This window comes from Streptomyces sp. NPDC111656, from assembly GCF_055656965.1.
Genome location: NZ_JBVKCA010000007.1, coordinates 153471 through 175218, shown reverse-complemented (window position 1 = coordinate 175218; position 21748 = coordinate 153471). Strand labels below are relative to the sequence as shown.

The window sequence follows — 21748 nt, the reverse complement described above, 5'->3', positions numbered from 1 at the left end:
GCTGGCCCAAGCGAAAGCTTCTGGCGAGCCGGTGGAGGTGACGGCGGACCGTACCGAGTACTCGACGACGCGCGCCAATCCGGACGGTTCGTTCAAGCTGACGCAGGCGACGACGCCTCAGCGTGTGAAGAACACACCGAGGGCAAGCTGGTGGGGCTCACCGAGGGCACGAAGGAGACCAGCTACCTCTACGACGCCAACGGCGAACTGCTGATCCGGCGGGCCAAGGGAGACGGGGACACGGTCCTCTACCTCGGCGGCGGCACCGAGGCGCGACTGACGGTCAAGGGGACGACGAAGACGCTGTCGGGCACCCGGTACTACGCGGCCAACGGCCAGACCATCGCCTGCCGTACCGCGGTCTCGGGCACCACGGGCACGAAGCTCAGCTTCCTGGCCGGGGACCATCACGGCACGTCGAGCATCGCCCTGGACGCGAGCACGTACGCGATAACGAAGCGCTACAGCTCGCCGTTCGGCGGAACACGCGGTACGAAGGCGACCACCTGGCCCGACGACAAGGCCTTTCTCGGCAAGCCGGCCGACGTATCGACGGCCCTGACGCATGTCGGCGCCCGCGAGTACGACCCGTCGATCGGCCAGTTCATCAGCGTCGACCCGGTCCTCTCGGTCGATCAACACCAGTCACTCAACGGTTTCAGCTACGCCGGCAACAGTCCCGTCACCCAGTCCGACCCCACGGGTCTGCAATACCCCGCTGACCAGGGCAGCAGCGGCGGCGTGAACGGCACCGGCTGCTACTTCGTCCTTCAGGACCCGTGCGGCGGCGTCACCACCAAGCCTGGCGGTGGCGGTGGCGGTGGCGGCGGTGCGGGCGGTAGCGGTTGCTACTACGTACTGACCGACGCATGTGGGACCTCTGGAGGTGGCGGTGGTGGCGGAACGTCCCACACGGGCGGTTCCGGTCACACCAGCAGTGGTGGTGGCGACGGTCCGAAAACTGGCCCTGGGGATTCCGGGGGGTGCGGATCGTGGGGATTCCTTGCGAGCTTCTGCTCTGGTGTCGGAGAGTCGTTCTATGGTCTTGTAAGTAACATCCCTCACACAGCAGAATACGCGGGCTGGATCTTCGACTCGGACTGCCGCGGCAATGGCGGCCCGGGATCGCCAGGCTGCGACTACGGGGCCCAGTTTGACAACTGGGTAGCCGGCTATGGCTATGACACCTCTAGCGATTCCTATCAGGTTCCGAGTGCCCTGGCGGCAATATTTGGTCACAGGCCCACTTATGGAGCGCGAAACAAACCCTTCGCGGGAACCATTATTGGCCCGACGGGGAAGAGCACTCACTGGGCAGGGGTGGAGGTGCGAAACGTAGAGGGTGATTTGGTCAATTCCTACACCCTTCGAAGTGGAACTCAGACACCCGAAGAGAAAGCGCTCGGGTTCCCCAACAACTCGCAGGCCAGCCACACGGAAAGTCGAGCGGCTCGTATGTCGGGGGCCACTCCAAGCGTTCGCATCTCAGGGGATCGCTATGCGAACCTGGCACCTGTCAGCCCTGGCGACACCGTGACGATCGCGGGCACCAATCCGCCGTGCACTCAGTGCCAGGGTTCTATGAGACGAGCGGCTGCCCAGACCGGGGCCACGTTCGTGTACGTTTGGGACGGAAAAACTTGGAGTAGTGCGGGGTGACAAACATGGTGAGTGGTTCCGAGTGGCTCGTCAGAGTTGTGGTCGTCGAGGAAAACGCGCTTGATTCCTGCTTCATCGTAGGGCTCGCGGAAGACGAATACGGCGAAGGCCGGTATCTCACTTTTCAGTGCGGCCTAGAAGGCCCCGGAGAGCAGGAGCGAACCCTAGGATTGGATAGTTATTGCATCATCAATGAGACGGGGGGTGTTTACTTCGGGGGCGTTGAGAACGTGTCCTTGTCGGCGAACAGAATCTTCTTCCGTTTCACGCCGGAAGCAGTTGAGAAACTCGACCTTCCGACCGGAGAAATCAATCTCTATATCGCGCCCGAGTCTGATGTGGAGAGCCTACGCGGTGGACTACGCAGAGTTCTGACCTACGGAAACCCAGAGAAGGTTCCGTCAGTACTGCAGCTCTGAGTGATACGCCAGGTCGGCGGCTCAGGTTGTCAACTGGGTCGCCGATCGTTGTAGGTCAAGGCAAGCCAGCGAGTATAGGGATGTGCGAGGTGTGCGTGCGGCTGGTGCATACACACCAGCCAGCCGGGTCTCGAGTCGGTCGCCTCCTATGTGACTGAGATGTTGCGCGCCTCGTCGGTGAGCAGCCCGTCGACGCGACGACGTACGTGCGGGGTCGCGGTCACTCGCCGTTCTCGTAGTGGTCGCACAGGGCGTTCAGGGACCGGGCGAGCCGCTGGGCGTGCGCGATTCCTGCGGGCAACCTGTGGTCGGGCTCCAGGCTAAGTCGCATACGGGCCTCGCCGACGCAGGCGAGCGCGCACGCGTGGGGCACGTCGACGCGACGACGATGCGCGCTGGCGCAAGCCGTCTGTCGCACTGGACGCCGAGCCGCCAACCTTCGACGACCTGGAGACGCTGACGCTCCGGCTTCGTGGACACATCATGGTCAACTCCCGTGAGATCAGCATCCGCTGGACCCGATGGTCAAGGGGACGACAAGCAGATGAGCGGAATCAAGTTGTGGCCATGATGGAGAAGATCGAAAAGCCGGTGGCGGAGGCCATGGTCCACTGGCGCACGGCCGACGACGGAGGTCGGCAGTCAGGGCCGCCGACCACGCCCGTCTACATGGCCACTGCGGTGTTCGCCCAGGGTGGCGACCGCGAACTACAGCCCGGTTGGCCAGCCTCGGCTGACCAGTTGAGCATTCTGCTGCAGAAGACCGACGAGCTGGATGCGCGGCGCTGGCGCTGTCTGGTCGGCTTCCTCGCCCCCGAGTTGGCACACCCGAACCTGCGACCTGGTGCCGAGCTGCTCGTGCTCGAAGGCCCGCGCGTGGTCGCGTCCGCACAGGTCGGTGCTGTGATCGAGCAGGACGAGTAGCCCGGTGCACGGTTCAGGCCGCAGTAGCGGCCGCAGCGGGTGTGAGGGCAGGAAGGAGCCATGCGTTGGGGAGAAATACTGCCGTCAGTACAGCGTAGACGCCGGCGAGCAGCAGTCGTACGCCTGGTGTGCTACCGCAGCCCTGGAATTCCCGACATTCGGTGTCAAGCCGGGGCATGTTTCTCGCAGTTGCCGGTCAGGTGCGGATTGCGCCTGCCGAGGGTCGGTCGCCGTCTTGAGGGCCCGTATCAGGGGCTTGAGAGCGGTGGGTGCGGTCGTGAGGATGGTTTCCGGTTCGTCGCTTTCGCGGAGGTGGACCGTCCCCGTGGGAGTGGCGGCGACGTATGGCGTCCGGGACGGTAACGGTGCGGCTGTCTCGTTTGGCCCCTTCATCCTGTCGCCCGCGGGTTGGTTCGACGTCCTGGAACAACAGCGGCGGTTCCATGACGAACCCCACTGCCGCAGTACGGGCAACGGTCGCTCTGCGGCAGTGGGGTGTCGGGCGGGGGCGGTCAGGTGCCGATGCCCACCTGGAAGGCCGTCAGGTTCGCGGCGGAGGAGACGGGTACCGCGCCGCCTGTCCAGTCCACCTTCAGGGAGACCTTTTCGTCCGGCGGCGTGATCAGGATCCCCGTGGGCGTGGCCTTCCTGGCCCCACTGACCTCGGGGTTGCCGAAGCTCAGTCCGGCCCAGGCGCTCTTGCCCGGCGCCAGCGTGATCTTGGTGGGGCTGCCGGAGCCGCGCTTGGGGTCCGGTCCCAGCTGCTTGCCGGAGCCGTCCACGAAGGCGACGCCCGGGTAGCCGTCGATGGTGCAGGTCCGCCCGGAGAAGTTGGTCACGACAAGCGGGAAGTTCTCCTGCCCGGCGCCCGGGTTGTTCTCGCCGACGTTCCCGCGCAGTTCGGAGGCGTTGCAGCGAGCGCTCGTGGCGCCGCCCCCGGAGACCGACGTGCCGCCGGAGCCCTTCGACGCACCGGTGCCGGTGGAGGTGGCGCCCGTGTTCGTCGTGGTGTCGGCGGTGCTCGAGTCATCACCGGAGGCCTGCTGGCCCGACTCGGATGCCGTCTTCGGAGCGCTGGCGGTGCCTTGGCCGTCGTTGCAGGCTGTGAGCAGGCTCAGGGCGGCTATTGCACCGAGCGCGGACACCACACGTCGTGCCGTCAGGAAGGTTGCAACGTCTGTTTGCTCCTTGAAACTTACAGCCCGAGACGTGCGTGTGAACGGCGCCATGTACCCCGTCATCCCTGTGTGATGCACGCCGGTGCGGAAAAGTTCGCGTGTATTTCCGGGTGTTGTGGGGGCGCTCTCTTCGTGGCGTGTCAGCCGGTGACCGCACAGGGTGCAGGACACGGTCGGTCGCGTCGCTGCCGCCGTCTTGGTGCAGCTGTACGTACTGGGGCACGGCCTGATCAAGGCAGGAAGCACGTCGGCTCTGGCCCCGCATGTCTAGGGCCCGTCCGCCTAGCGAGGGTCGGTCGACGTCTTGAGGGTCCGTATCAGGGACTTCAGGGCGGCGGGCGTGGTCGTGAGGATGGTTTCCGGGTCGTTGCTTTCGCGGAGGCGGACCGTTCCGGTGGGAGTGGCGGCGACGTAGACGCAGTTCGAGCCGTCGCCGCTGTACGTGGACTTCTGCCAGTGGATGGTGTGCACGGTTGGCCCTCTTACGTGTCTGGGATGAGGCGGTGAATGAAGTCGCGTGACTCGGCAGGGCTGAGGGCGCAGGACTCCATGCGTTCCAGCACGGAACGGTACTTACCCAGCTGTGCCTCCGCGTCGAGGAATTCGCAGGCACCGTGGTGTGAGTCCAGCTGAACAGTGTCGAGCTGCGGGACGGGTCCCTCTACGTAGTCGAACGACTGGCCTGTGGTCGGGAAGTCGTCCGTGCCGAAGGGGATCACCCTGAGGGTGACATGCGGCAGTTCGCTCATGTCGATCAGGTGCTTGAGCTGGCCGCGGGCGATGGCGGGGCCACCGAAGCCCATGCGGAGCGCCGTCTCGTGGATGATCGCCGAGTATGACGGCGGGTTCTTTTGGTGCAGTACGCCCTGTCGCTTGATGCGGAACGTGAGGCGGTGCTCGATCTCGTACTGCCGCATGGGTGGGGCCACTTGCTGGAAGAGGGCGCGTGCGTGGTCAGTGGTCTGCAGCAGGGCCGGGATGTGGACGATGAGTGCCGCGCGCAGCCCGATGGCGTGATGTTCGAGTTCGGCGAGGTCGATCAACGCGGCGGGCAGGTACTCGCGGTACGTCTCCCACCAGCCGCGAATCCGTCGCCCGGTCATTGCGGCCAGGGCGTCTACCAATGGTGCGTCCCCGCAGTCGTACAAGCCTGCCAGGGCGCGGACTCGGTCGGCGCCGAGCGGGCTGCGGCCGGTCTCGATCATACTGACGCGCCCCTGCTTGACGCCGAGCAGCGCGGCGGCGCCGGTGACGGTCAGCCCTGCCCGTTCGCGGAGTTTGCGCAGTTCGGCGCCCATCCGCCGCTGGCGCAGAGTGGGGGTGCTGGTAGGCGGCAAGAAGTCTCCTTCCGGGCCGCGGTGCGGCGCTCGTGTACCTCACACGAGGTATTTGCTGATGAATACCGTTCTGATGGGAGATGTATCTCCCAGGCTCCACTGGCGTAGAGCCGTATCGCCAACGGCCTGCGCCCCTAAGCCGGAAGCGCACCAACCCAGGCATTGCCGCCGCACGGCGCCGACGTTGAGCGCGCCCAAGCCCCTTCCCTCCCGGAGGTGTTCATGGTCACCGTATCCCCGCCCGACACCTGGGCGTACGCCCTTCGGCTGCCCCCTGACCCCCGCGCCGCGCGCGTCGCACGTATGACCGTGCGGGCCGCACTCGACGGGCATGGCCTGCACGAAGTCCTCGACGTGGTCGAGTTGTTGACGTCCGAGTTGGTCACCAATGCGTACCGGCACACGAAAGGGCCCGCCTCCCTGCGGTTGACCGCGTTGGGAGGCGGGCGGTTACGGGTGGGAGTGTGGGACAGCAGCCCGTACATCCCCGCGCCGTTCGATCAGTCGCCCGGCAGTCGGGTCGCTCCCGTCCCGGCGGACGTCGATGGTGGGCGAGGGCTGCTCCTCGTGCAGGAATGCGCGGACTCGTGGGGCGGCTGGTCGCTCGGCGACGACCTCCTGGGGCGGGGTGCCGGGAAGCTGCTGTGGTTCGAGGTGGGTGGTGGCGGGGCGGTGGCGCGGCAATCTATTGCCGTATGAACGGCCTCGCCGGTGTCGCCGCATGAACGCCTCGCCGGCCCGCCCGCATACCGGGAGCCGTCGTGGGATTGGCAGATCCGGGCCGCCCGCGACCTCCGTACGGCGTGGTCACGACCGCCGGACCTGGCCCAAATCCGCCAGTCGCTCTTCGCGGCGACAGCTGCCTCGACTTACGCGCCGCTCAAGTGCGAAGACCTCGCATGGCTTCCCGGTGCGGGCGGTCGCGTCACCGGGCCGGACAGCCCCCTGAACGGCGCGGATGTGCCTGAGTCAGGGGGTGTTCACGGGGGCTCGGCGCAGGCGGGGGCTCAGCCCGTCAGCCCCAGCTCCCTCGCGATCAGCATCCGCTGTACCTCGCTCGTGCCCTCGCCGATCTCCAGGATCTTGGAGTCGCGCCACATGCGGGCCACCGGGTACTCGTTCATGAAGCCGTAGCCGCCGTGGACCTGGGTGGCGTCGCGGGCGTTGTCGACGGCGATGGTGGAGGAGTAGAGCTTGGCGACCGCCGCCTCCTTCTTGAAGGGCTCGCCCGCGACCAGGCGGGACGCGGCGTCGCGCCAACCGACGCGGGCCATGTGGGCCTTCATCTCCATGTCGGCGATCTTGAACTGGATGGCCTGGTTCGCGCCGATCGGGCGTCCGAACGCGTGCCGCTCCTTGGCGTACTTCACCGACTCGTCGACGCAGCCCTGCGCGAGGCCCGTCGCCAGGGCCGCGATGGCGATACGGCCCTCGTCCAGGATGCGCAGGAACTGGGCGTAGCCGCGGCCCTCCTCGCCGAGCAGGTTCGCGGCCGGGACGCGGACGTCGGCGAAGGACAGCTCACGGGTGTCGGAGGCGTTCCAGCCGACCTTCGAGTACGGGGCGGCGACCGTGAAGCCGGGGGTGCCGGACGGGACGATGATCGCGGAGATCAGCGGCTTGCCGTCGGGCTTGCGCCCGGTGACCGCGGTGACCGTGACCAGGCCCGTGATGTCCGTGCCGGAGTTGGTGATGAAGCACTTGCTGCCGTTGATGACCCATTCGTTCGTGTCCGGGTCGAGACGGGCGGTCGTGCGGGTAGCGCCGGCGTCCGAGCCGCCGTCCGGCTCCGTCAGGCCGAAGGCGCCGAGGATCTCGCCGGAGCAGAGACGGGGGAGCCACTCCCGCTTCTGGGCCTCCGTGCCGAAGAGGTGGATCGGCATCGCGCCGAGCGAGACGCCCGCCTCCAGGGTGATGGCGACGGAGGAGTCCACCCGGGCGAGCTCCTCCAGGGCGATCCCGAGGGCGAGATAGTCGCCGCCCATGCCGCCGTACTCCTCGGGGAAGGGCAGTCCGAACAGGCCCATGCGGCCCATCTCCCGCACGATCTCGTACGGGAACTCGTGCCGCTCGTAGAAGTCGCCGATCTTCGGTGCCACGACGTCGTGGGCGAACTCCTCGACCGTACGGCGGAGTTCTTCGAGTTCGGGGGAGAGGCGGTGGTCCAGGGACATGGGGATCATTCCTTGTGGGAGAGGGCTTTGACCGTGCGGGACGGGCTGGGTCGGCCCAGTCGCTCGGCCATCCACACGCTGGTGGCGGTGAGGCAGGCGAGGTCGACACCGGTGTCGATGCCGAGGCCCTGGAGCATCCATACGAGGTCTTCGGTGGCGAGGTTGCCGGTGGCGGACTTGGCGTAGGGGCAGCCGCCGAGGCCGCCCGCGGAGGCGTCGACGGTGGTGACGCCGTGCTGGAGGGCTGCCAGGGTGTTGGCGAGCGCCTGGCCGTAGGTGTCGTGGAAGTGCACGCCGAGCACGCTGGTCGGCACGCCCTCCTCGTTCAGCTCGGCGAGGAGGTTCTGCACATGACCCGGTGTCGCCACGCCGATCGTGTCGCCGAGGCTCAGTTCGTCGCACCCCATGTCCCTCAGGGCCTTGCAGACGCGTACGACCTGGTGGATGGGTACGGGCCCCTCCCAGGGGTCGCCGAAGCACATCGAGATATAGCTGCGGACGTGCACCTTGTCCGCCTTGGCCCGGGACACCACCGGCTCGAACATGGCCAGGGACTCGTCGACGGTCCGGTTGAGGTTCGCCTTCGCGAAGGACTCCGTCGCGCTGGCGAAGAGTGCGACATGGCGGGCGCCGAGGGCCAGCGCCCGGTCCAGACCCCGTTCGTTGGGCACGAGGACCGGGAGGTGCACCCCCGAGGACCTGCCCAGGTCGCTCACGAGCGGGAACAGCTGCTCCGCGTCCGCCAGTTGGGGCACCCACTTGGGGTGGACGAAGCTGGTGGCCTCGATGGTGGTCAGGCCCGAGTCCGCGAGGCGCCGGATGAACTCGGCCTTCACCTCCGTCGGCACGGTCGCCTTCTCGTTCTGCAGCCCGTCGCGCGCCCCGACCTCGTAGATCCGCACCCGGGCGGGCAGGTCCGGGGCCGCCACGGCCATGGGGAGGCCCAGTTCGGGGGTACTCATGTCGTCTCCTCGTACGGTGTCGTCTCCTCGTACGGCGTGATCACGGCCAGCACCTGGTCCATGGCGACCGTGGTGCCCGGCGTGACGTCCAGCTCGCTGACGGTCCCGGCGTGCGGGGCGGAGATGACGTGCTCCATCTTCATCGCCTCGACCACCAACAGGCTCTGTCCCGCGGTCACTTCGTCGCCCACGGCCACCTTCACGACGGTCACCGTGCCGGGCATGGGCGCGGTGAGCGAGTCCACCCCCGCGTGCGCGGCGCCGGTGAGGGAGGCGGCCACGGGGTCGTGGTCGCGCACGTGCCAGGCGTCACCCTCGCGGCCGAGCCAGTCGCCGGCGCGGTGAAAGGTGTGCCGTACGCCGTCGAGGGTGACGGAGACCAGGCCGGGGGTGACGGTGCTCGTGCCTCGCGGACGGTGAGCGACGGGTTCGAGTCCCGGCGCGCGCAGGTGGAACACCACGGGGGCGGGCTCGCCGCCCAGGCGCCAACCGCTGGGCACCGAGAAGGGGTCGGTCCAGCCGCCCTCCGCCGGGGCCAGCGACGACAGCCGTACCGCGGCAGCGGCGTCGTACACCTCCTCCGGTACGTCGCCGGAACCGGAGAGCAGTTCCTCCGCCTCCCGCTCCACCAACCCGGTGTCCAGGTCCCCCGCCACCACGGCCGGATGGGCCAGCAGCCGGCGCAGGAACCCGGCGTTGGTCTGCACGCCGAGCGTGACCGTCTCCGCGAGGGCGGCGCGCAGCTTCCGCAGCGCGGTCGCGCGGTCGGGCCCGTACGCGATGACCTTGGACAGCATCGGGTCGTAGAGCGAACCGATCTCCGTGCCCTCGCTCAGCCCCGAGTCGGTGCGCACTCCGTCGCCCTGGGGTTCGTGCAGGGCGAGCACCGTGCCGCCGGACGGCAGGAAGCCGCGTGCGGGGTCCTCGGCGCAGATGCGTGCCTCCACCGCGTGCCCGGTGAGGGTGATGTCCTCCTGCCCGTACGGCAGTCGCTCGCCGGCGGCGATCCGCAGCTGCCACTCCACCAGGTCGAGCCCCGTGACCAGTTCGGTGACCGGGTGCTCCACCTGGAGGCGGGTGTTCATCTCCATGAAGTAGTACGACGACGGGTCGGAGCCGGGGACGATGAACTCGACCGTGCCCGCGCCCTCGTACCCGCAGGAGCGGGCCGCCTGCACGGCCGCCTCGCCCATCGCGGCGCGGGTGCCGGCGTCGAGGAGCACGCTCGGCGCCTCTTCGATGATCTTCTGGTGGCGGCGCTGGAGGGAGCACTCGCGCTCGCCCAGGTGGACCACGTTCCCGTGGCCGTCGGCCAGGACCTGGATCTCGATGTGCCGGGGGCGGTCGACCCAGCGCTCGACGAGGAGGGTGTCGTCGCCGAAGGAGGCGCGAGCCTCGCGGCGGGCGGCGGCGATCTCCTCGCCCAGCGCCGACGCGTCCCGCACCAGCCGCATGCCCTTGCCGCCGCCGCCCGCCGACGGCTTGAGCAGCACGGGCATGCCGATCTCCCGTGCGGCCTCGGCCAGCTGAGCGTCCGTGAGGCCGCTGCCGGAGGAGCCGGGAACGACCGGGACCCCGGCCGCCTTCACCGTCTCCTTGGCGCGGATCTTGTCGCCCATCAGCGCGATCGCGTCCGCGGGCGGGCCGATGAAGACGAGCCCGGCCTCGGCGCACGCGCGCGCGAACGAGGCGTTCTCGGCGAGGAAGCCGTACCCGGGGTGCACCGCCTGGGCCCCGGTGCGAGCGGCGGCTTCGAGGAGCCGCTCCACCGACAGATAGCTCTCGGAGGCCGGCGCCGGACCGATCCGTACCGCCGTGTCCGCCTCGCGGACATGCCGGGCGTCGGCGTCCGCGTCGGAGAAGACGGCGACCGAGCGGACGCCGAGCGCGCGCAGGGTGCGGATGACGCGTACGGCGATCTCGCCCCGGTTGGCCACAAGGACTGTGTCGAACATCTCGGGCACCCTCATCACATCCGGAAGACGCCGAACTGGGGGTCACCCAGTGGCGCGTTGGCGCAGGCGGTCAGTGCGAGCCCCAGCACCTGCCGGGTCTCCAGCGGGTCGATCACGCCGTCGTCCCAGAGGCGGGCCGTCGCGTAGTAGGCGCTGCCCTGCCGCTCGTACTGGGCGCGGATCGGGGCCTTGAAGGCGTCCTCGTCCTCGGCGGGCCAGGAGTCCCCGCGCGCCTCCAGCTGGTCGCGCTTGACGGTCGCGAGGACGGATGCGGCCTGTTCGCCGCCCATCACGGAGATCTTGGCGCCGGGCCACATCCACAGGAAGCGCGGTGAGTACGCCCGGCCGCACATCGAGTAGTTGCCCGCGCCGTACGAACCGCCGATCACCACGGTCAGCTTGGGCACACGCGTGCAGGCGACGGCCGTGACCATCTTGGCGCCGTGCTTGGCGATGCCACCGGCCTCGTACTGACGCCCCACCATGAAGCCCGAGATGTTCTGCAGGAACACCAGGGGGATGCCGCGCTGGTCGCACAGCTCGATGAAGTGGGCGCCCTTCTGGGCGGACTCGGAGAACAGGATGCCGTTGTTGGCGACGATCCCCACCGGGTGTCCGTGGATGCGCGCGAAGCCCGTGACCAGGGTCTGCCCGAACTCCGCCTTGAACTCGGCGAAGCGCGAACCGTCCACCACGCGCGCGATGACCTCGCGTACGTCGTAGGGGGTGCGGGAGTCGACGGGCACCGCTCCGTAGAGCCCGTACGGATCCACCTTGGGCTCGACGGACTGCTCGACCGCCCAGGGGAGGGGCCCGCGCGCGGGGAGCGTCGCCGCGATGTTCCGTACGATCCGCAGCGCGTGCGCGTCGTCCTCCGCGAGGTGGTCGGTGACGCCCGACACACGCGCGTGAACCTCGCCGCCGCCCAGCTCCTCGGCGGTGACGACCTCCCCGGTGGCGGCCTTCACCAACGGGGGCCCGCCGAGGAAGATCGTGCCCTGATTGCGCACGATCACGGCCTCGTCGCTCATCGCCGGGACATACGCGCCGCCGGCCGTGCACGACCCGAGGACGGCGGCGATCTGCGGGATCCCCGCCCCCGACATCCGCGCCTGGTTGTAGAAGATCCGCCCGAAGTGCTCGCGGTCCGGGAAGACCTCGTCCTGCATGGGCAGGAAGGCGCCTCCGGAGTCGACGAGATAGACACAGGGGAGGCGGTTCTCGAGCGCCACCTCCTGTGCCCGCAGGTGCTTCTTCACGGTCATCGGGTAGTACGTGCCGCCCTTGACGGTGGCGTCATTGGCGACGATCACGCACTCGCGGCCGCTGACCCTGCCGATCCCGGCGATCACCCCCGCGGCCGGGGCCTGCCCGTCGTACATCCCGTGGGCGGCCAGCGGGGCCAGCTCCAGGAAGGGCGAGCCCGGGTCGAGGAGCGTGTCCACGCGCTCACGCGGGAGCAGCTTCCCGCGCGCGGTGTGGCGCTCCCGGGCCCGCTCACCGCCCCCGAGGCGTGCCTCGGCGAGCTTGGCGCGCAGCTCCTCGCCGAGGGCGCGATGGGCCGCCTCGTTGGCCCGCCAGGCCTCCGACGCGGGATCTGCCGCGCTCGTCAGCTCCGGTGCTTCGTGCATATCCCGCGGTCCCCTCACCAGTGGTCCACCAGTTAATGAGCGTTAACGCATGTCGTCCAGGTTAACGACCGCTAACCTCCCTGTCTAGAATTGCTTCCATGGCCACGAGAACCGACGCCCCCACCCGACGCGAGCAGATCCTCCGGGAGGCTGCCCGGCTCTTCGCCGAGCGCGGCTTCCACGGCGTCGGGGTGGACGAGATAGGAGCGGCGGTCGGCATCAGCGGCCCCGGTCTGTACCGGCACTTCGCGGGCAAGGACGCGATGCTCGCCGAGCTGCTGGTGGGGATCAGTGGGCAGCTGCTCACCGGCGGCAAGCGCCGGGTGGCGGAGGCCGACGGGGGTGCGGAGGCGGTCCTCGACTCGCTCGTCGAGGGGCACATCGACTTCGCGCTCGACGACCGTCCCCTGATCACCCTGCACGACCGCGAGCTGGACCGCCTGCGGGACAGCGACCGCAAGCTCGTACGACAGTTGCAGCGGCAGTACGTCGAGCTGTGGGTGGAGGTCGTGCGTGAGGTGTATCCGGCCCTCACCGAACCCACCGCCCGCTCGGCGGTGCACTCGGTCTTCGGCCTCCTGAACTCGACACCCCACCTCGGCCGGCCGGGGGCGCTGCCGGGGCGCGGCGTGACGGCGGCCCTGCTGCACCGGATGGCGCGGGGCGCGTTCGCCGCGGCGGCCGGGGACGCCGTTCTTTGATACGGGTTTTGACAGGGGTTTTGTGCATACGGTTTATGTGCGAGCGGCGGCTCTGTCCCCTGCGCCATGATGGCGGCCATGAACGGACACATGGCCATGAGAGAACGGGCTTCCGACTGGGTGACCCTCTTCCGCTTCGAGAACGTCCCCGGCTGCCCGCGGCCGGGGCGGCTGATGGCGGTTTGACTGCGTGACCGGGGCATCGACTGGGACCCCTTCGCCGGACGGGATGTACGGATCGACCTCATGTGCGGGGTCCGGTCGGACGGCCACTGGCATGGCACGTTCGTCGTCCGCGTGCGCGCCGACACCCTGCGCCGGCTGGGCCTCCATCCCGATCAGCCGACCTCGGCGCCGGCCGACCCGATGCCGCCCAAGTGGTGGGGTCCATGGGTACGTTGATCCCTCATGAGTGACGACGAGGACTACCTGGAGAAGAGTCCGGCAGCCGCACGGATGGGCAAGGCCGCCGAGTACCTGGTCGCGGCCTCGGCGATCCTGGCCACGGGCGGTGAGCTGAACGTCTCCACCTCGCTGGTGGACGACGAGGGGGTGGACCTCGTCTTCCACCGGCGTGGGAGCTCGGCGACCCTGGCGGTGCAGGTGAAGGCCCGGATGTCCACCGGGTCGCAGGTTCGCCAGGGCAAACTGATGGCCTTCGTGCGTGCTCAGACCTTCCAGCCGCGGACCGGCCTGGACATGCTGTTCGTCGCCGTGGACGTCGAGCGGGGAACGATCATGACCGCCTGGCTGATACCGAGCGGCACGTTCGGCGAGATGGTCGCCGAGCCCAACAGCAGGGGGCGCTTCCGGTTCTCGGCGTCGATGAAGCCGGACTCCAACGACCGCTGGACTCCGTTCCGGCTGACCGCCGCGGAACTCCCGCAGCGCGTTCTCGCCCGGCTGGCGGAGCTGGAGCGGGCGTGACGAGCGTCATGGGGGCGGGCGGCCGATGACTCTGGACGGTCGTCGTGACCGACGGGTAACCTGAGTGCTGAGCAAGCGCTTAGCCAAGGGGCCGCGGCCATTCATTGCGCAACCCCGACGGCGAGCAACCACATCCGCGAGAGCGGCGCCGGTTCAGGCGCAGAGAGGGGCCGGCGGTGCGCCGTACGGTGTTCAACGAGGACCACGAGGCGTTCCGGGAGACCCTGCGGGCCTTCATAGAGGCCGAGGTCGTTCCCGTCTACGACGAGTGGTTCGCCGCGGGCCAGGCGCCGCGCGACTTCTACTACAAGCTCGCCGAGCTCGGCGTCTTCGGCATCCGTGTGGACGAGGAGCACGGCGGCGCGGGCATCGACTCGTACAAGTTCGAGGCCGTCCTGTACGAGGAGACCGCCCGCGCGGGTGTCTCCTTCGGCGGCTCCGGTGTGCACGTGCTGCTCGGCCTGCCCTACATCAAGCTGCTCGCCACCGACGAGCAGAAGAAGCGCTTCCTGCCGAAGTTCGTCTCCGGCGAGGAGATGTGGGCCATCGCGATGACCGAGCCGGGCACCGGCTCCGACCTCGCGGGCATGAAGACCACCGCCAAGCTCTCCGAGGACGGCACGCACTACGTCCTCAACGGCGCCAAGACCTTCATCACGGGTGGCGTGCACGCCGACCGCATGATCGTCTGCGCTCGCACCTCCGCGCCCACCAAGGAGGACCGCCGCCACGGCATCTCCCTCTTCGTGGTGGACACCAAGGCCGAGGGCTACTCGGTGGGCCGCAAGCTCGACAAGCTCGGTCTGAAGACCTCGGACACCGCCGAGCTGGCGTTCGTCGACGTGAAGGTCCCGGTCGAGGACCTCCTCGGCGAAGAGAACAAGGGCTTCTACTACCTCGGCCACAACCTCGCCTCCGAGCGTTGGGGCATCGCCTTCGGCGCGTACGCGCAGGCCAAGGCCGCCGTCCGGTTCGCCAAGCAGTACGTGCAGGAGCGGGTCGTCTTCGGCCAGCCCGTCGCCGCCTTCCAGAACACCAAGTTCGAACTGGCCGCCTGCCAGGCCGAGGTGGACGCGGCCGAGGCCGTCGTCGACCGGGCCACCGAAGCCCTGGACGCCGGTGAGCTGACCCCCGCCGAGGCGGCCAGCGCCAAGCTGTTCGCCACCGAGGTCGCGCACCGCGTCATCGACCGCTGCCTCCAGCTGCACGGCGGCTACGGCTTCATGAACGAGTACCCGATCGCCCGCCTGTACGCGGACAACCGCGTCAACCGTATCTACGGCGGCACCAGCGAGATCATGAAGTCGATCATCGCGAAGGACATGGGCCTCTAAGGCCCGCGAAGATCACCGGAAACAAGCGCACGATACAACTGACGCATGAGTCAGGCACTTGAGTCCCTGCTCGATCTGCTCGACCTGGAGCGGATCGAGCAGGACATCTTCCGCGGCCAGTCCCGCTCCGCCGTCGTCCCGCGTGTCTTCGGCGGGCAGGTGGCGGCGCAGGCTCTGGTGGCCGCCGGGCGCACGGTCCCCGAGGACCGGCACGCGCACTCCCTGCACGCGTACTTCCTGCGTCCGGGGGACCCCGGCGCGCCCATCGTGTACACGGTGGACCGCATCCGCGACGGGCGCTCCTTCACCACCCGCCGCGTCGTCGCCATCCAGCACGGGCAGCCGATCTTCCACCTCTCCGCGTCCTTCCAGACGTACGAGGAGGGCATGGAGCACCAGGCCGCGATGCCGCCCGCGCCCGACCCGGAGACGCTGCCCACGGCGGCCGAACTGCTGCCGCTGTACGCCGATGTCATCAAGGACCCGTTCGTCGTCGAACGGCTCCTCGAAGCGCGCGAGTCCGTCGACCTGCGCTACGTCGACGCGCCTCCGTACGGCACGGTCGGCGAGATACGCGAACCGCACTCCCAGGTGTGGTTCCGCACCAACGGCAAACTGGCCGACGATCCCCTCCTCCATGTCGTCCTCGCCACCTACGTCTCCGACATGACGCTCCTCGACTCGATCCTGCTCGCGCACGGGCGCGGCGGCTGGGTGACAGGGGACGTCGTCGGGGCCTCGCTGGACCACGCGATGTGGTTCCACCGCCCCTTCCGCGCCGACGAATGGCTGCTGTACGACCAGGAGTCGCCGTCCGCCTCCGGAGGCCGCGGCCTCGGCCAGGCCCGCATCTACACCCAGGACGGACGGCTCGCCATCTCGGTGATCCAGGAGGGCGTGGTCCGCATCCCCCGGTAGGACCTGGCCTGCCCGGTGGGACTGACGGGAGGCCGACCCGGTAAGACTGGGGCATGGCCATGACTGAAGCGGGAGCCGGACAGCAGGACGACGACGGCGGCGGCGAGAGCACCTTCACGGTGATCGTCGCCGCCCTCGCCAATCTCGGGATCGCGGTGGCCAAGGCGATCGCGGGCGTCATCAGCGGATCGAGCGCGATGCTGTCCGAGGCCGCGCACTCGGTGGCCGACACGGTCACCGAACTGCTGCTGCTCACCGCGCTGAAGCGCAGCGAGAAACCGGCCGACGAGGACCACCCGCTCGGCTACGGACCCGAGCGCTACATCTGGGCGATGCTCGCCGCCGTCGCCACCTTCGTCGGCGGCGCGGTGTTCTCCCTCTACGACGGCATCCACACCCTCGTCGCGGGCGAGGAACCGGGCGACCCCCTCGTCGCGTACATCGTGCTCGCGGTCGCCTTCCTGCTGGAGAGCTACTCCTTGCGCACCGGCGTACGCCAGGCGCGCGGGGAGGCGGAGCGTGTGGGGGCGCCCTTCAAGCGCTACCTCCGGTACACCCCGGACACCGCCGTGAAGGCCGTGGTCCTGGAGGACTCGGCCGCCCTGATCGGCCTCGTCCTCGCGGCGGGCGGCCTGCTCGGCGGACAGCTCACCGGCTCCGGCGTCTGGGACGGCATCGCGTCCGTCTGCATCGGTCTCCTCCTGCTGTACGTCGCCTGGGTCCTCGGCCGCTCCAACGCCGAGCTGCTGATCGGCCGCCCCCTCCCCAAGCCGATGCGGGAGCGGATCCGGGCCGAACTGCTCGCCGTGGAGCACGTCGAGGCCGTACTGGAGCTCACGACCCTCGTACAGGGGCCGCGCGAGGCGCTGGTCGCGGCCAAGGTCGACTTCAGGGACGTCTCGACCGCCGCCCAGATCGAATGGGCCTGCGAACAGGCGGAGGCCCGACTGCGAGAGGCGTTCCCCGTGGTGAGCCGGGTGTACCTCGACCCGACACCGGGCTACGCCCAACGCCGCCACGAGGGCCTGAACCCTTGGCCGTGACGGGGCCCCGGGGCGCTCAGTCGCGGCGGATCAATTCCGGGTTCACGCGGCGGCCGATCAGCGGGAGCGTGCCGAGCGCGGCCACCGCCACCGCGCCCACGGCGACGAGAGCGAGCGGCGCGAGGCCGGCACCGTCCCAGAACACCGCACCGCCACCGGTGACGAGATAGCTGGACTCGGCGAGCTTGCCCGCCACGAGCGCCAGGGCCAGGCCGATGCCCAGCGGCAGCACGACCTGGGCGCACTGCACGGCCCGCAGGGTTCTCGCGCGGGCCCCGATCAGGGAGAGCGCGGTGATGTGCGCGCGGCGCTCCACGGCCCGGTCCGTCACGGAGACCAGGAACGCAGCGATGCCGATGACCAGGCCCATGACCATGCCGAGTGCCAGCAGCGTCTCGATGACGGCGATCTGCTGCAGCCCGTCGATGTTGACGCCGATCGGGTTGACGTCGGCGGTCGGCGCCACGGCTCCGATGCCGTCCAGCACGCGGCGGACGGTGTCGGGCTGCGAGCCGCTGGTCAGCACGTACTGCGCCGAGGCCGGGCGCGCGTCGGCCGGCAGCGCGGACGGCGGGACGAGGACGGCGGCACCTCCGACCGCCGAGGGGTCGTACGCGCGATAGGCGATCGCGGCGGACGGCAGGGTGATCGACAAGGTCTTCTGCCGGCCACCCTGCTGGAAGCGGTAGGGGAAGGCGACCCCGGCGCGCACGCCCGGGTCCGCGGCCGTGTCGGGATCGGTGAGCCGCAGCACCCGTCCGTCCACACAGCCCTCCGAGTGCCGTACCAGCTCCGTCAGTTGGGCGCAGGTGGCGACGAGGGCGGTCGCCCGTGACTGGACGGCGGAGCCGGAGTAGCGCGGGTCGGTCCAGGAGTCCATCGTCAGCGCGTGCGCGCGGACACCCGGCACCGAGGCGAGGTCGTGTCGCTGGCGGTCGGTGAGGCCGGACAGCGCGATCGAGTAGTCCTGCGCGGAGCTGTCCGGCCGGGTGACCTGGTTCTCCTCGATCAGGATGCCCTGGGCGAGGGAGGCGGCGTACACGAGCAGGACGAGGCCGGTGACGACCCGCATGGTGCTGCCGGGCTCCACCTCGTTGCGGCGCATCGCCAGGTTCAGGGTCAGGGAGCGGGTCCGGTCGGCGAGGCCCCGGGCGAGGGCGTACGTGAGGAGCGGCAGGGTCAGTACGAGGCCGGCGCCGGTCAGCAGGACGCCCGCCGGGACGAGCAGCGCGGAGGGGCCGTCGCTGGAGGAAGGGTGAGCGGTGAGGCCGGTCACGCAGTAGCCGCTGACGATGCCCAGGCCGGTGACGAGCAGCAGGCCGCCCCACTTCGACGGGGGGCGCGGGACGGCGGTGCGGCGTGCGGCCAGCGGGTTGGCTGCCGCGGTGCGCGCGCTCGCCCGGCCGACGAACCAGGCGAGTGCCGGGCAGCCGAGCAGACAGATGGCGATCGTGGACGCGGACAGGGCGCCGTCCGCCGGGTACCACTTCAGGTCGGGCAGCCCGGTCCTGGACATCACCTGGTTGAGGACCCAGTACTCGCCGAGCCCGAGCAGCGCGCCGAACAGGGCCGCCACGACGGTCTCCGCGGCGTTCACACGCTGGGTGCCCTTGGCGCTCAGGCCCAGCAGCCGCAGGGCGGCGAGACGCCGGGTGCGGCTGGCGGCGGAGAGCCGGGCGCAGACGGAGAGGAAGACGCCCAGGGGGAGCAGGACCAGGGTGGCGAGGGCGAAGCGGAGGATGGTGAGGGTGGAGGGGTCGACGGCCGGGGTCGGCGCGTAGCCGAGGTCGAAGCCGGTCAACGCCCTGCCCTTGTGGGCCAGTTCGGCGCGGGTGGTGCCGACGTACGCGTACAGCTCGTCGGGGTCGGTGAGGCCCGCGCCGCCGATGAGGCCTTTCTCGGTGCCCGGGAGCAGACCTTTGAGGGCAGGTTCGGCACGCAGCAGGTCGTGGACGCGGGGGGAGACGAACACCTCGCCGGGGGCGGGGAGCCGGGACAGCCCGGGAGGAGCCTCTGCCGCCGTGTCCTTCCCGGTGCCGGGAGCGACGAAGATGCGGGTGAACGCCTTGGAGCCGTGCGGGTCCGAGCGTTCCAGGACGAGGGGCGCGCTCGTCGTGCGGTCTGCGGAGGTCCGCAGGGCCCGGGCGGCGGCGCGTCCGTCGTGGGCGTCGAGGATCGCCGGGATGGTGAGGACCAGGGCCAGGCAGCACACGCCGAGGGAGCCGCCGGCCGCCATCAGCAGAAAACGTACGCGGTTGCCGCGACCGGCGCCGAGCAGCAGCCGCAGTCCGAGCAGGAACTCCCTCACGCGGCGCTCCGGGGGGCGAGGACACCGTCGGACATCGTGTAGTGGCTGTCGGCCTGTGCCGCGACCGCGGGGTCGTGCGTCACCAGGACGACCGCGGTGCCCTGGGAGCGGGCCAGGTCGAGGAACTCCTTGAGGACGGCGGAGGCGTTGGCGCTGTCCAGGGAGCCGGTCGGCTCGTCGGCGAAGACGACGGCGGGGCGGTGGACCAGGGCCCGCGCGACGGCGACGCGCTGGCTCTGGCCGCCGGAGACCTGCGAGGGGCGGCGGCCGCGCAGCTCGCCGAGCCCGAGCCGTTCGAGGACGGCGCCCGCGGCGGCGAGGGCGGGCTGCTTGCGCTGCCCGGCGAGGCGAAGCGGCAGGGCGGTGTTCTCCTCGATGGTCAGCTCCGGCAGCAACTCGCCGTACTGGAAGACGAATCCGAAGCGTTCGCGGCGCAGCGCGCTGATCTCTTCGTCGCCGAGGTCACCGAGCGACCGTCCTTCGAAACGCACCTGCCCGCGCTGGGCGGGAAGCACCCCGGCCAGGCAGTACAGGAGCGAGGACTTGCCGGAACCGCTCTGTCCGGTGACGGCGGCGACCTCGCCGGGGGTGACGGAGAAGTGGGCGTCCCGGACGGCGAGCTGATTGCCGTAGGAGAGGTCGACTCCCGTGGCGGAGAGGATCGCTGACGTACTGAGGATCTCTGACGTACTGATGGCTTCCCCCAAGAAGCGATCGGGCCCAGGTGTGCAACCTGGGCCCGGGTCAAGCGAGTTCGCTACCTGGCCCGGCAGTGCCTGGTCTACCTGGCCAGTGCCGGGTCTACCGGCTGTAGTGCTTGGTCACGGAGCAGTTGTCCGGGTGCAGGGAGCCCCGGTCCCGGCACACGCGTATGTACGCGTCCTGCGTGTACAGCTCGTCACCGCTCCAGTTGACGTAGTCGAGCGGAACGGACTTCTTCTGGGTGCCGTTGTAGCGGTTCCAGTCGTAGCCCTCGATGCGCACCTGCATGTAGACGTTGTGGCCATCGCCGTTGTCGGCGTCCTTGAGATTGCCCTTCCACTCGAAACCACCGTGCTTCGTGCCCGAGGGCCAGAAGGTGTACTGGCCGGAGTTGAACTCCGCGCCACCGGTGGTGAGCCTGGGGATGGTGTGCCACGAGGCGGCGATCGCGGATCCTGCCCCCATGGCGAAAAGGCCCGCTGCGAGGGCGCCTACTGCCAGCTTCCGCACTGTGTTCTCCCGTTTTTGTGTTCTGTTGTGAGCCCTGGCTGGTCAGGTCAGGGGCCGGGTGGCCCGGGTGGTCATGCCAAGGCCGCGGCGAAACGTAGCAACGGTGAACCGGGGGACGTGGGTGGGGAGTTGGTGTTCTGTCACCTCTGTGGCGGTTTGGGGTGCGGAGTATTTGCGATGATCTTGCTGTCGCTTGGCGGTCGTTTGCCGATGTATTGCCGCTTATTTGACCTGGGCATGATCTCCGCGTGCTCGGAATGGCTCAGGTCAGACCCGCGGAAGTCAGCAGATACGCCGTCAGCGGGTCGTAGAAGCGAGGGCTTGTGACGTGGTCGTCGAGGGGGACCGTCACCTGGACCGTGCCCTCGGACTCGGCGAGGAAGAGGGCCGGGTCGTTGGAGTCGGCGTAGCCGACGGAGTCGATGCCGAGCTGGCCCGCGCAGCCCGCCCAGCCGTGGTCCGCGACGACCAGGTCGGGCAGGGGCTGGCCCGCGCCCTCCAGGCCCTTGAGGATCGCGCGCATCGGCTCGCCCGAGTGGGTGTGCCACAGCGTGGCCCCGTGCTCCAGCACCGCCACGTCCGCGAACTGCATGACGTACCCCTCGTCCGTCTGCAGCCCGTCCGGAATGACGACGATCTCGCAGCCGGCGCCGCGCAGCGCGGCGGCGGTGGCACGGTGCACGTCGAGCAGGCCGCCGGGGTGGCCGGTCGCGAACAGCACCCGCTGCTCACCGTCCGCCGCCTTGCGCAGCCGCGCCGCCATCCGGTCCAGGGCGTCGATGGTCAGCTCGGGGTCGATGGTGTCCTGGCCGTAGCGGTACTCCGGGTCGTCGTTCACACCGCACCGCTCCGCCATCACGGCGAGCACGTCCTGCTCGTCGGTCCAGCGGTCGCCGAGTTCCAGGCCGAGCCAGAAGTTGCGGTCGCCGTTGGCGAGCTTGCGGTAGTGGGAGAGGTTGTTCTCGCGGGGCGTGGCGACGTCGCCCGCGATACGGGTCTTCACGAGGTGGTCGACGAGCTCGGCGCGGCTGGGGGTCCCGGATATCGGCATGCCACCCATTGTGCC

At 69.5% G+C, this 21748-nt stretch carries 21 protein-coding genes; 9 read left to right on the top strand and 12 right to left on the bottom strand.

Annotated elements, in window-relative coordinates; all coding sequences use genetic code 11:
- Positions 1 to 150: 150 nt before the first annotated feature.
- Positions 151 to 1659 (top strand): RHS repeat-associated core domain-containing protein, encoded by a 1509-nt coding sequence (locus ACZ7M3_RS22350; RefSeq protein WP_472065420.1) that lies wholly within the window; start codon positions 151 to 153, stop codon positions 1657 to 1659.
- Between the two features lie 5 nt (positions 1660 to 1664).
- Positions 1665 to 2078: an Imm10 family immunity protein gene (locus tag ACZ7M3_RS22345; protein WP_388303621.1), complete on the top strand. Its 414-nt coding sequence runs from the start codon at positions 1665 to 1667 to the stop codon at positions 2076 to 2078.
- A gap of 220 nt (positions 2079 to 2298) precedes the next feature.
- Here the strand turns inward: ACZ7M3_RS22345 and ACZ7M3_RS22340 are convergent, their stop codons facing one another.
- Positions 2299 to 2451, bottom strand: a complete 153-nt coding sequence (locus ACZ7M3_RS22340; protein WP_388303504.1) for a DUF6415 family natural product biosynthesis protein — start codon at positions 2449 to 2451, stop codon at positions 2299 to 2301.
- Positions 2452 to 2645: 194 nt separating this feature from the next.
- Here ACZ7M3_RS22340 and ACZ7M3_RS22335 point away from each other — a divergent pair, with 194 nt between their 5' ends.
- Complete coding sequence (locus ACZ7M3_RS22335; RefSeq protein WP_472065419.1) at positions 2646 to 3002, top strand: hypothetical protein; 357 nt, start codon at positions 2646 to 2648, stop codon at positions 3000 to 3002.
- A gap of 512 nt (positions 3003 to 3514) precedes the next feature.
- Here the strand turns inward: ACZ7M3_RS22335 and ACZ7M3_RS22330 are convergent.
- The 3 genes from ACZ7M3_RS22330 to ACZ7M3_RS22320 all read right to left on the bottom strand — a co-directional run bounded on the left by ACZ7M3_RS22330 (position 3515) and on the right by ACZ7M3_RS22320 (position 5517).
- Entirely contained in the window at positions 3515 to 4150 is a 636-nt protein-coding gene (locus ACZ7M3_RS22330) for a DUF4232 domain-containing protein (protein ID WP_472065418.1), read from the bottom strand.
- Positions 4151 to 4462: 312 nt separating this feature from the next.
- On the bottom strand, positions 4463 to 4651 hold the full coding sequence (locus ACZ7M3_RS22325; protein WP_472065417.1) for a DUF397 domain-containing protein: 189 nt from the start codon (positions 4649 to 4651) through the stop codon (positions 4463 to 4465).
- 11 nt (positions 4652 to 4662) lie between these two features.
- The gene (locus ACZ7M3_RS22320; protein WP_472065416.1) at positions 4663 to 5517 is read right to left on the bottom strand and encodes a helix-turn-helix domain-containing protein; all 855 of its coding nucleotides are present in this window, start codon (positions 5515 to 5517) and stop codon (positions 4663 to 4665) included.
- A gap of 222 nt (positions 5518 to 5739) precedes the next feature.
- Between ACZ7M3_RS22320 and ACZ7M3_RS22315 the strand changes: the two genes are divergently transcribed.
- Entirely contained in the window at positions 5740 to 6216 is a 477-nt protein-coding gene (locus tag ACZ7M3_RS22315) for an ATP-binding protein (protein WP_472065415.1), read from the top strand.
- Between the two features lie 308 nt (positions 6217 to 6524).
- Here ACZ7M3_RS22315 and ACZ7M3_RS22310 read toward each other — a convergent pair whose 3' ends face one another.
- Genes ACZ7M3_RS22310 through ACZ7M3_RS22295 form a run of 4 tightly spaced genes read right to left on the bottom strand, consistent with a single transcriptional unit; the run spans position 6525 to position 12239 of the window.
- Positions 6525 to 7685, bottom strand: coding sequence for an acyl-CoA dehydrogenase family protein (locus tag ACZ7M3_RS22310; protein ID WP_067381127.1), 1161 nt, complete (start codon positions 7683 to 7685; stop codon positions 6525 to 6527).
- Positions 7686 to 7696: 11 nt separating this feature from the next.
- The gene (locus tag ACZ7M3_RS22305) at positions 7697 to 8653 is read right to left on the bottom strand and encodes a hydroxymethylglutaryl-CoA lyase (RefSeq protein ID WP_472065414.1); all 957 of its coding nucleotides are present in this window, start codon (positions 8651 to 8653) and stop codon (positions 7697 to 7699) included.
- Entirely contained in the window at positions 8650 to 10608 is a 1959-nt protein-coding gene (locus tag ACZ7M3_RS22300; RefSeq protein WP_472065413.1) for an acetyl/propionyl/methylcrotonyl-CoA carboxylase subunit alpha, read from the bottom strand. Before ACZ7M3_RS22300 ends, ACZ7M3_RS22305 begins: the two co-directional genes overlap by 4 nt.
- A gap of 14 nt (positions 10609 to 10622) precedes the next feature.
- Positions 10623 to 12239: a carboxyl transferase domain-containing protein gene (locus ACZ7M3_RS22295; protein ID WP_075029220.1), complete on the bottom strand. Its 1617-nt coding sequence runs from the start codon at positions 12237 to 12239 to the stop codon at positions 10623 to 10625.
- Positions 12240 to 12337: 98 nt separating this feature from the next.
- On the opposite strand from ACZ7M3_RS22295, the gene ACZ7M3_RS22290 reads away from it, so the two are divergent.
- From ACZ7M3_RS22290 to ACZ7M3_RS22270, 5 genes are all read left to right on the top strand, one after another.
- A complete protein-coding gene (locus ACZ7M3_RS22290) occupies positions 12338 to 12940 on the top strand; it encodes an SACE_7040 family transcriptional regulator (protein ID WP_351698437.1) in 603 nt (200 codons plus the stop codon).
- Positions 12941 to 13348: 408 nt separating this feature from the next.
- Positions 13349 to 13867 (top strand): hypothetical protein, encoded by a 519-nt coding sequence (locus tag ACZ7M3_RS22285; protein WP_358732112.1) that lies wholly within the window; start codon positions 13349 to 13351, stop codon positions 13865 to 13867.
- Between the two features lie 176 nt (positions 13868 to 14043).
- Positions 14044 to 15201, top strand: a complete 1158-nt coding sequence (locus tag ACZ7M3_RS22280; RefSeq protein WP_054232884.1) for an acyl-CoA dehydrogenase family protein — start codon at positions 14044 to 14046, stop codon at positions 15199 to 15201.
- A 45-nt stretch (positions 15202 to 15246) separates the two neighbouring features.
- Positions 15247 to 16119, top strand: coding sequence for an acyl-CoA thioesterase II (gene tesB, locus ACZ7M3_RS22275; protein ID WP_095854511.1), 873 nt, complete (start codon positions 15247 to 15249; stop codon positions 16117 to 16119).
- Positions 16120 to 16172: 53 nt separating this feature from the next.
- The gene (locus tag ACZ7M3_RS22270) at positions 16173 to 17162 is read left to right on the top strand and encodes a cation diffusion facilitator family transporter (protein WP_472065412.1); all 990 of its coding nucleotides are present in this window, start codon (positions 16173 to 16175) and stop codon (positions 17160 to 17162) included.
- Between the two features lie 16 nt (positions 17163 to 17178).
- Here the strand turns inward: ACZ7M3_RS22270 and ACZ7M3_RS22265 are convergent, their stop codons facing one another.
- From ACZ7M3_RS22265 to ACZ7M3_RS22250, 4 genes are all read right to left on the bottom strand, one after another.
- Positions 17179 to 19470 carry an ABC transporter permease gene (locus tag ACZ7M3_RS22265; protein ID WP_472065411.1) on the bottom strand — a complete coding sequence of 764 codons (2292 nt, stop codon included), beginning with the start codon at positions 19468 to 19470 and terminating at the stop codon, positions 17179 to 17181.
- Positions 19467 to 20177 (bottom strand): ABC transporter ATP-binding protein, encoded by a 711-nt coding sequence (locus tag ACZ7M3_RS22260; protein WP_472065410.1) that lies wholly within the window; start codon positions 20175 to 20177, stop codon positions 19467 to 19469. Before ACZ7M3_RS22260 ends, ACZ7M3_RS22265 begins: the two co-directional genes overlap by 4 nt.
- 94 nt (positions 20178 to 20271) lie before the next feature.
- Positions 20272 to 20682: a hypothetical protein gene (locus ACZ7M3_RS22255; protein WP_267061879.1), complete on the bottom strand. Its 411-nt coding sequence runs from the start codon at positions 20680 to 20682 to the stop codon at positions 20272 to 20274.
- A gap of 262 nt (positions 20683 to 20944) precedes the next feature.
- Complete coding sequence (locus ACZ7M3_RS22250) at positions 20945 to 21733, bottom strand: phosphatase (protein ID WP_472065409.1); 789 nt, start codon at positions 21731 to 21733, stop codon at positions 20945 to 20947.
- Positions 21734 to 21748 lie beyond the last annotated feature (15 nt).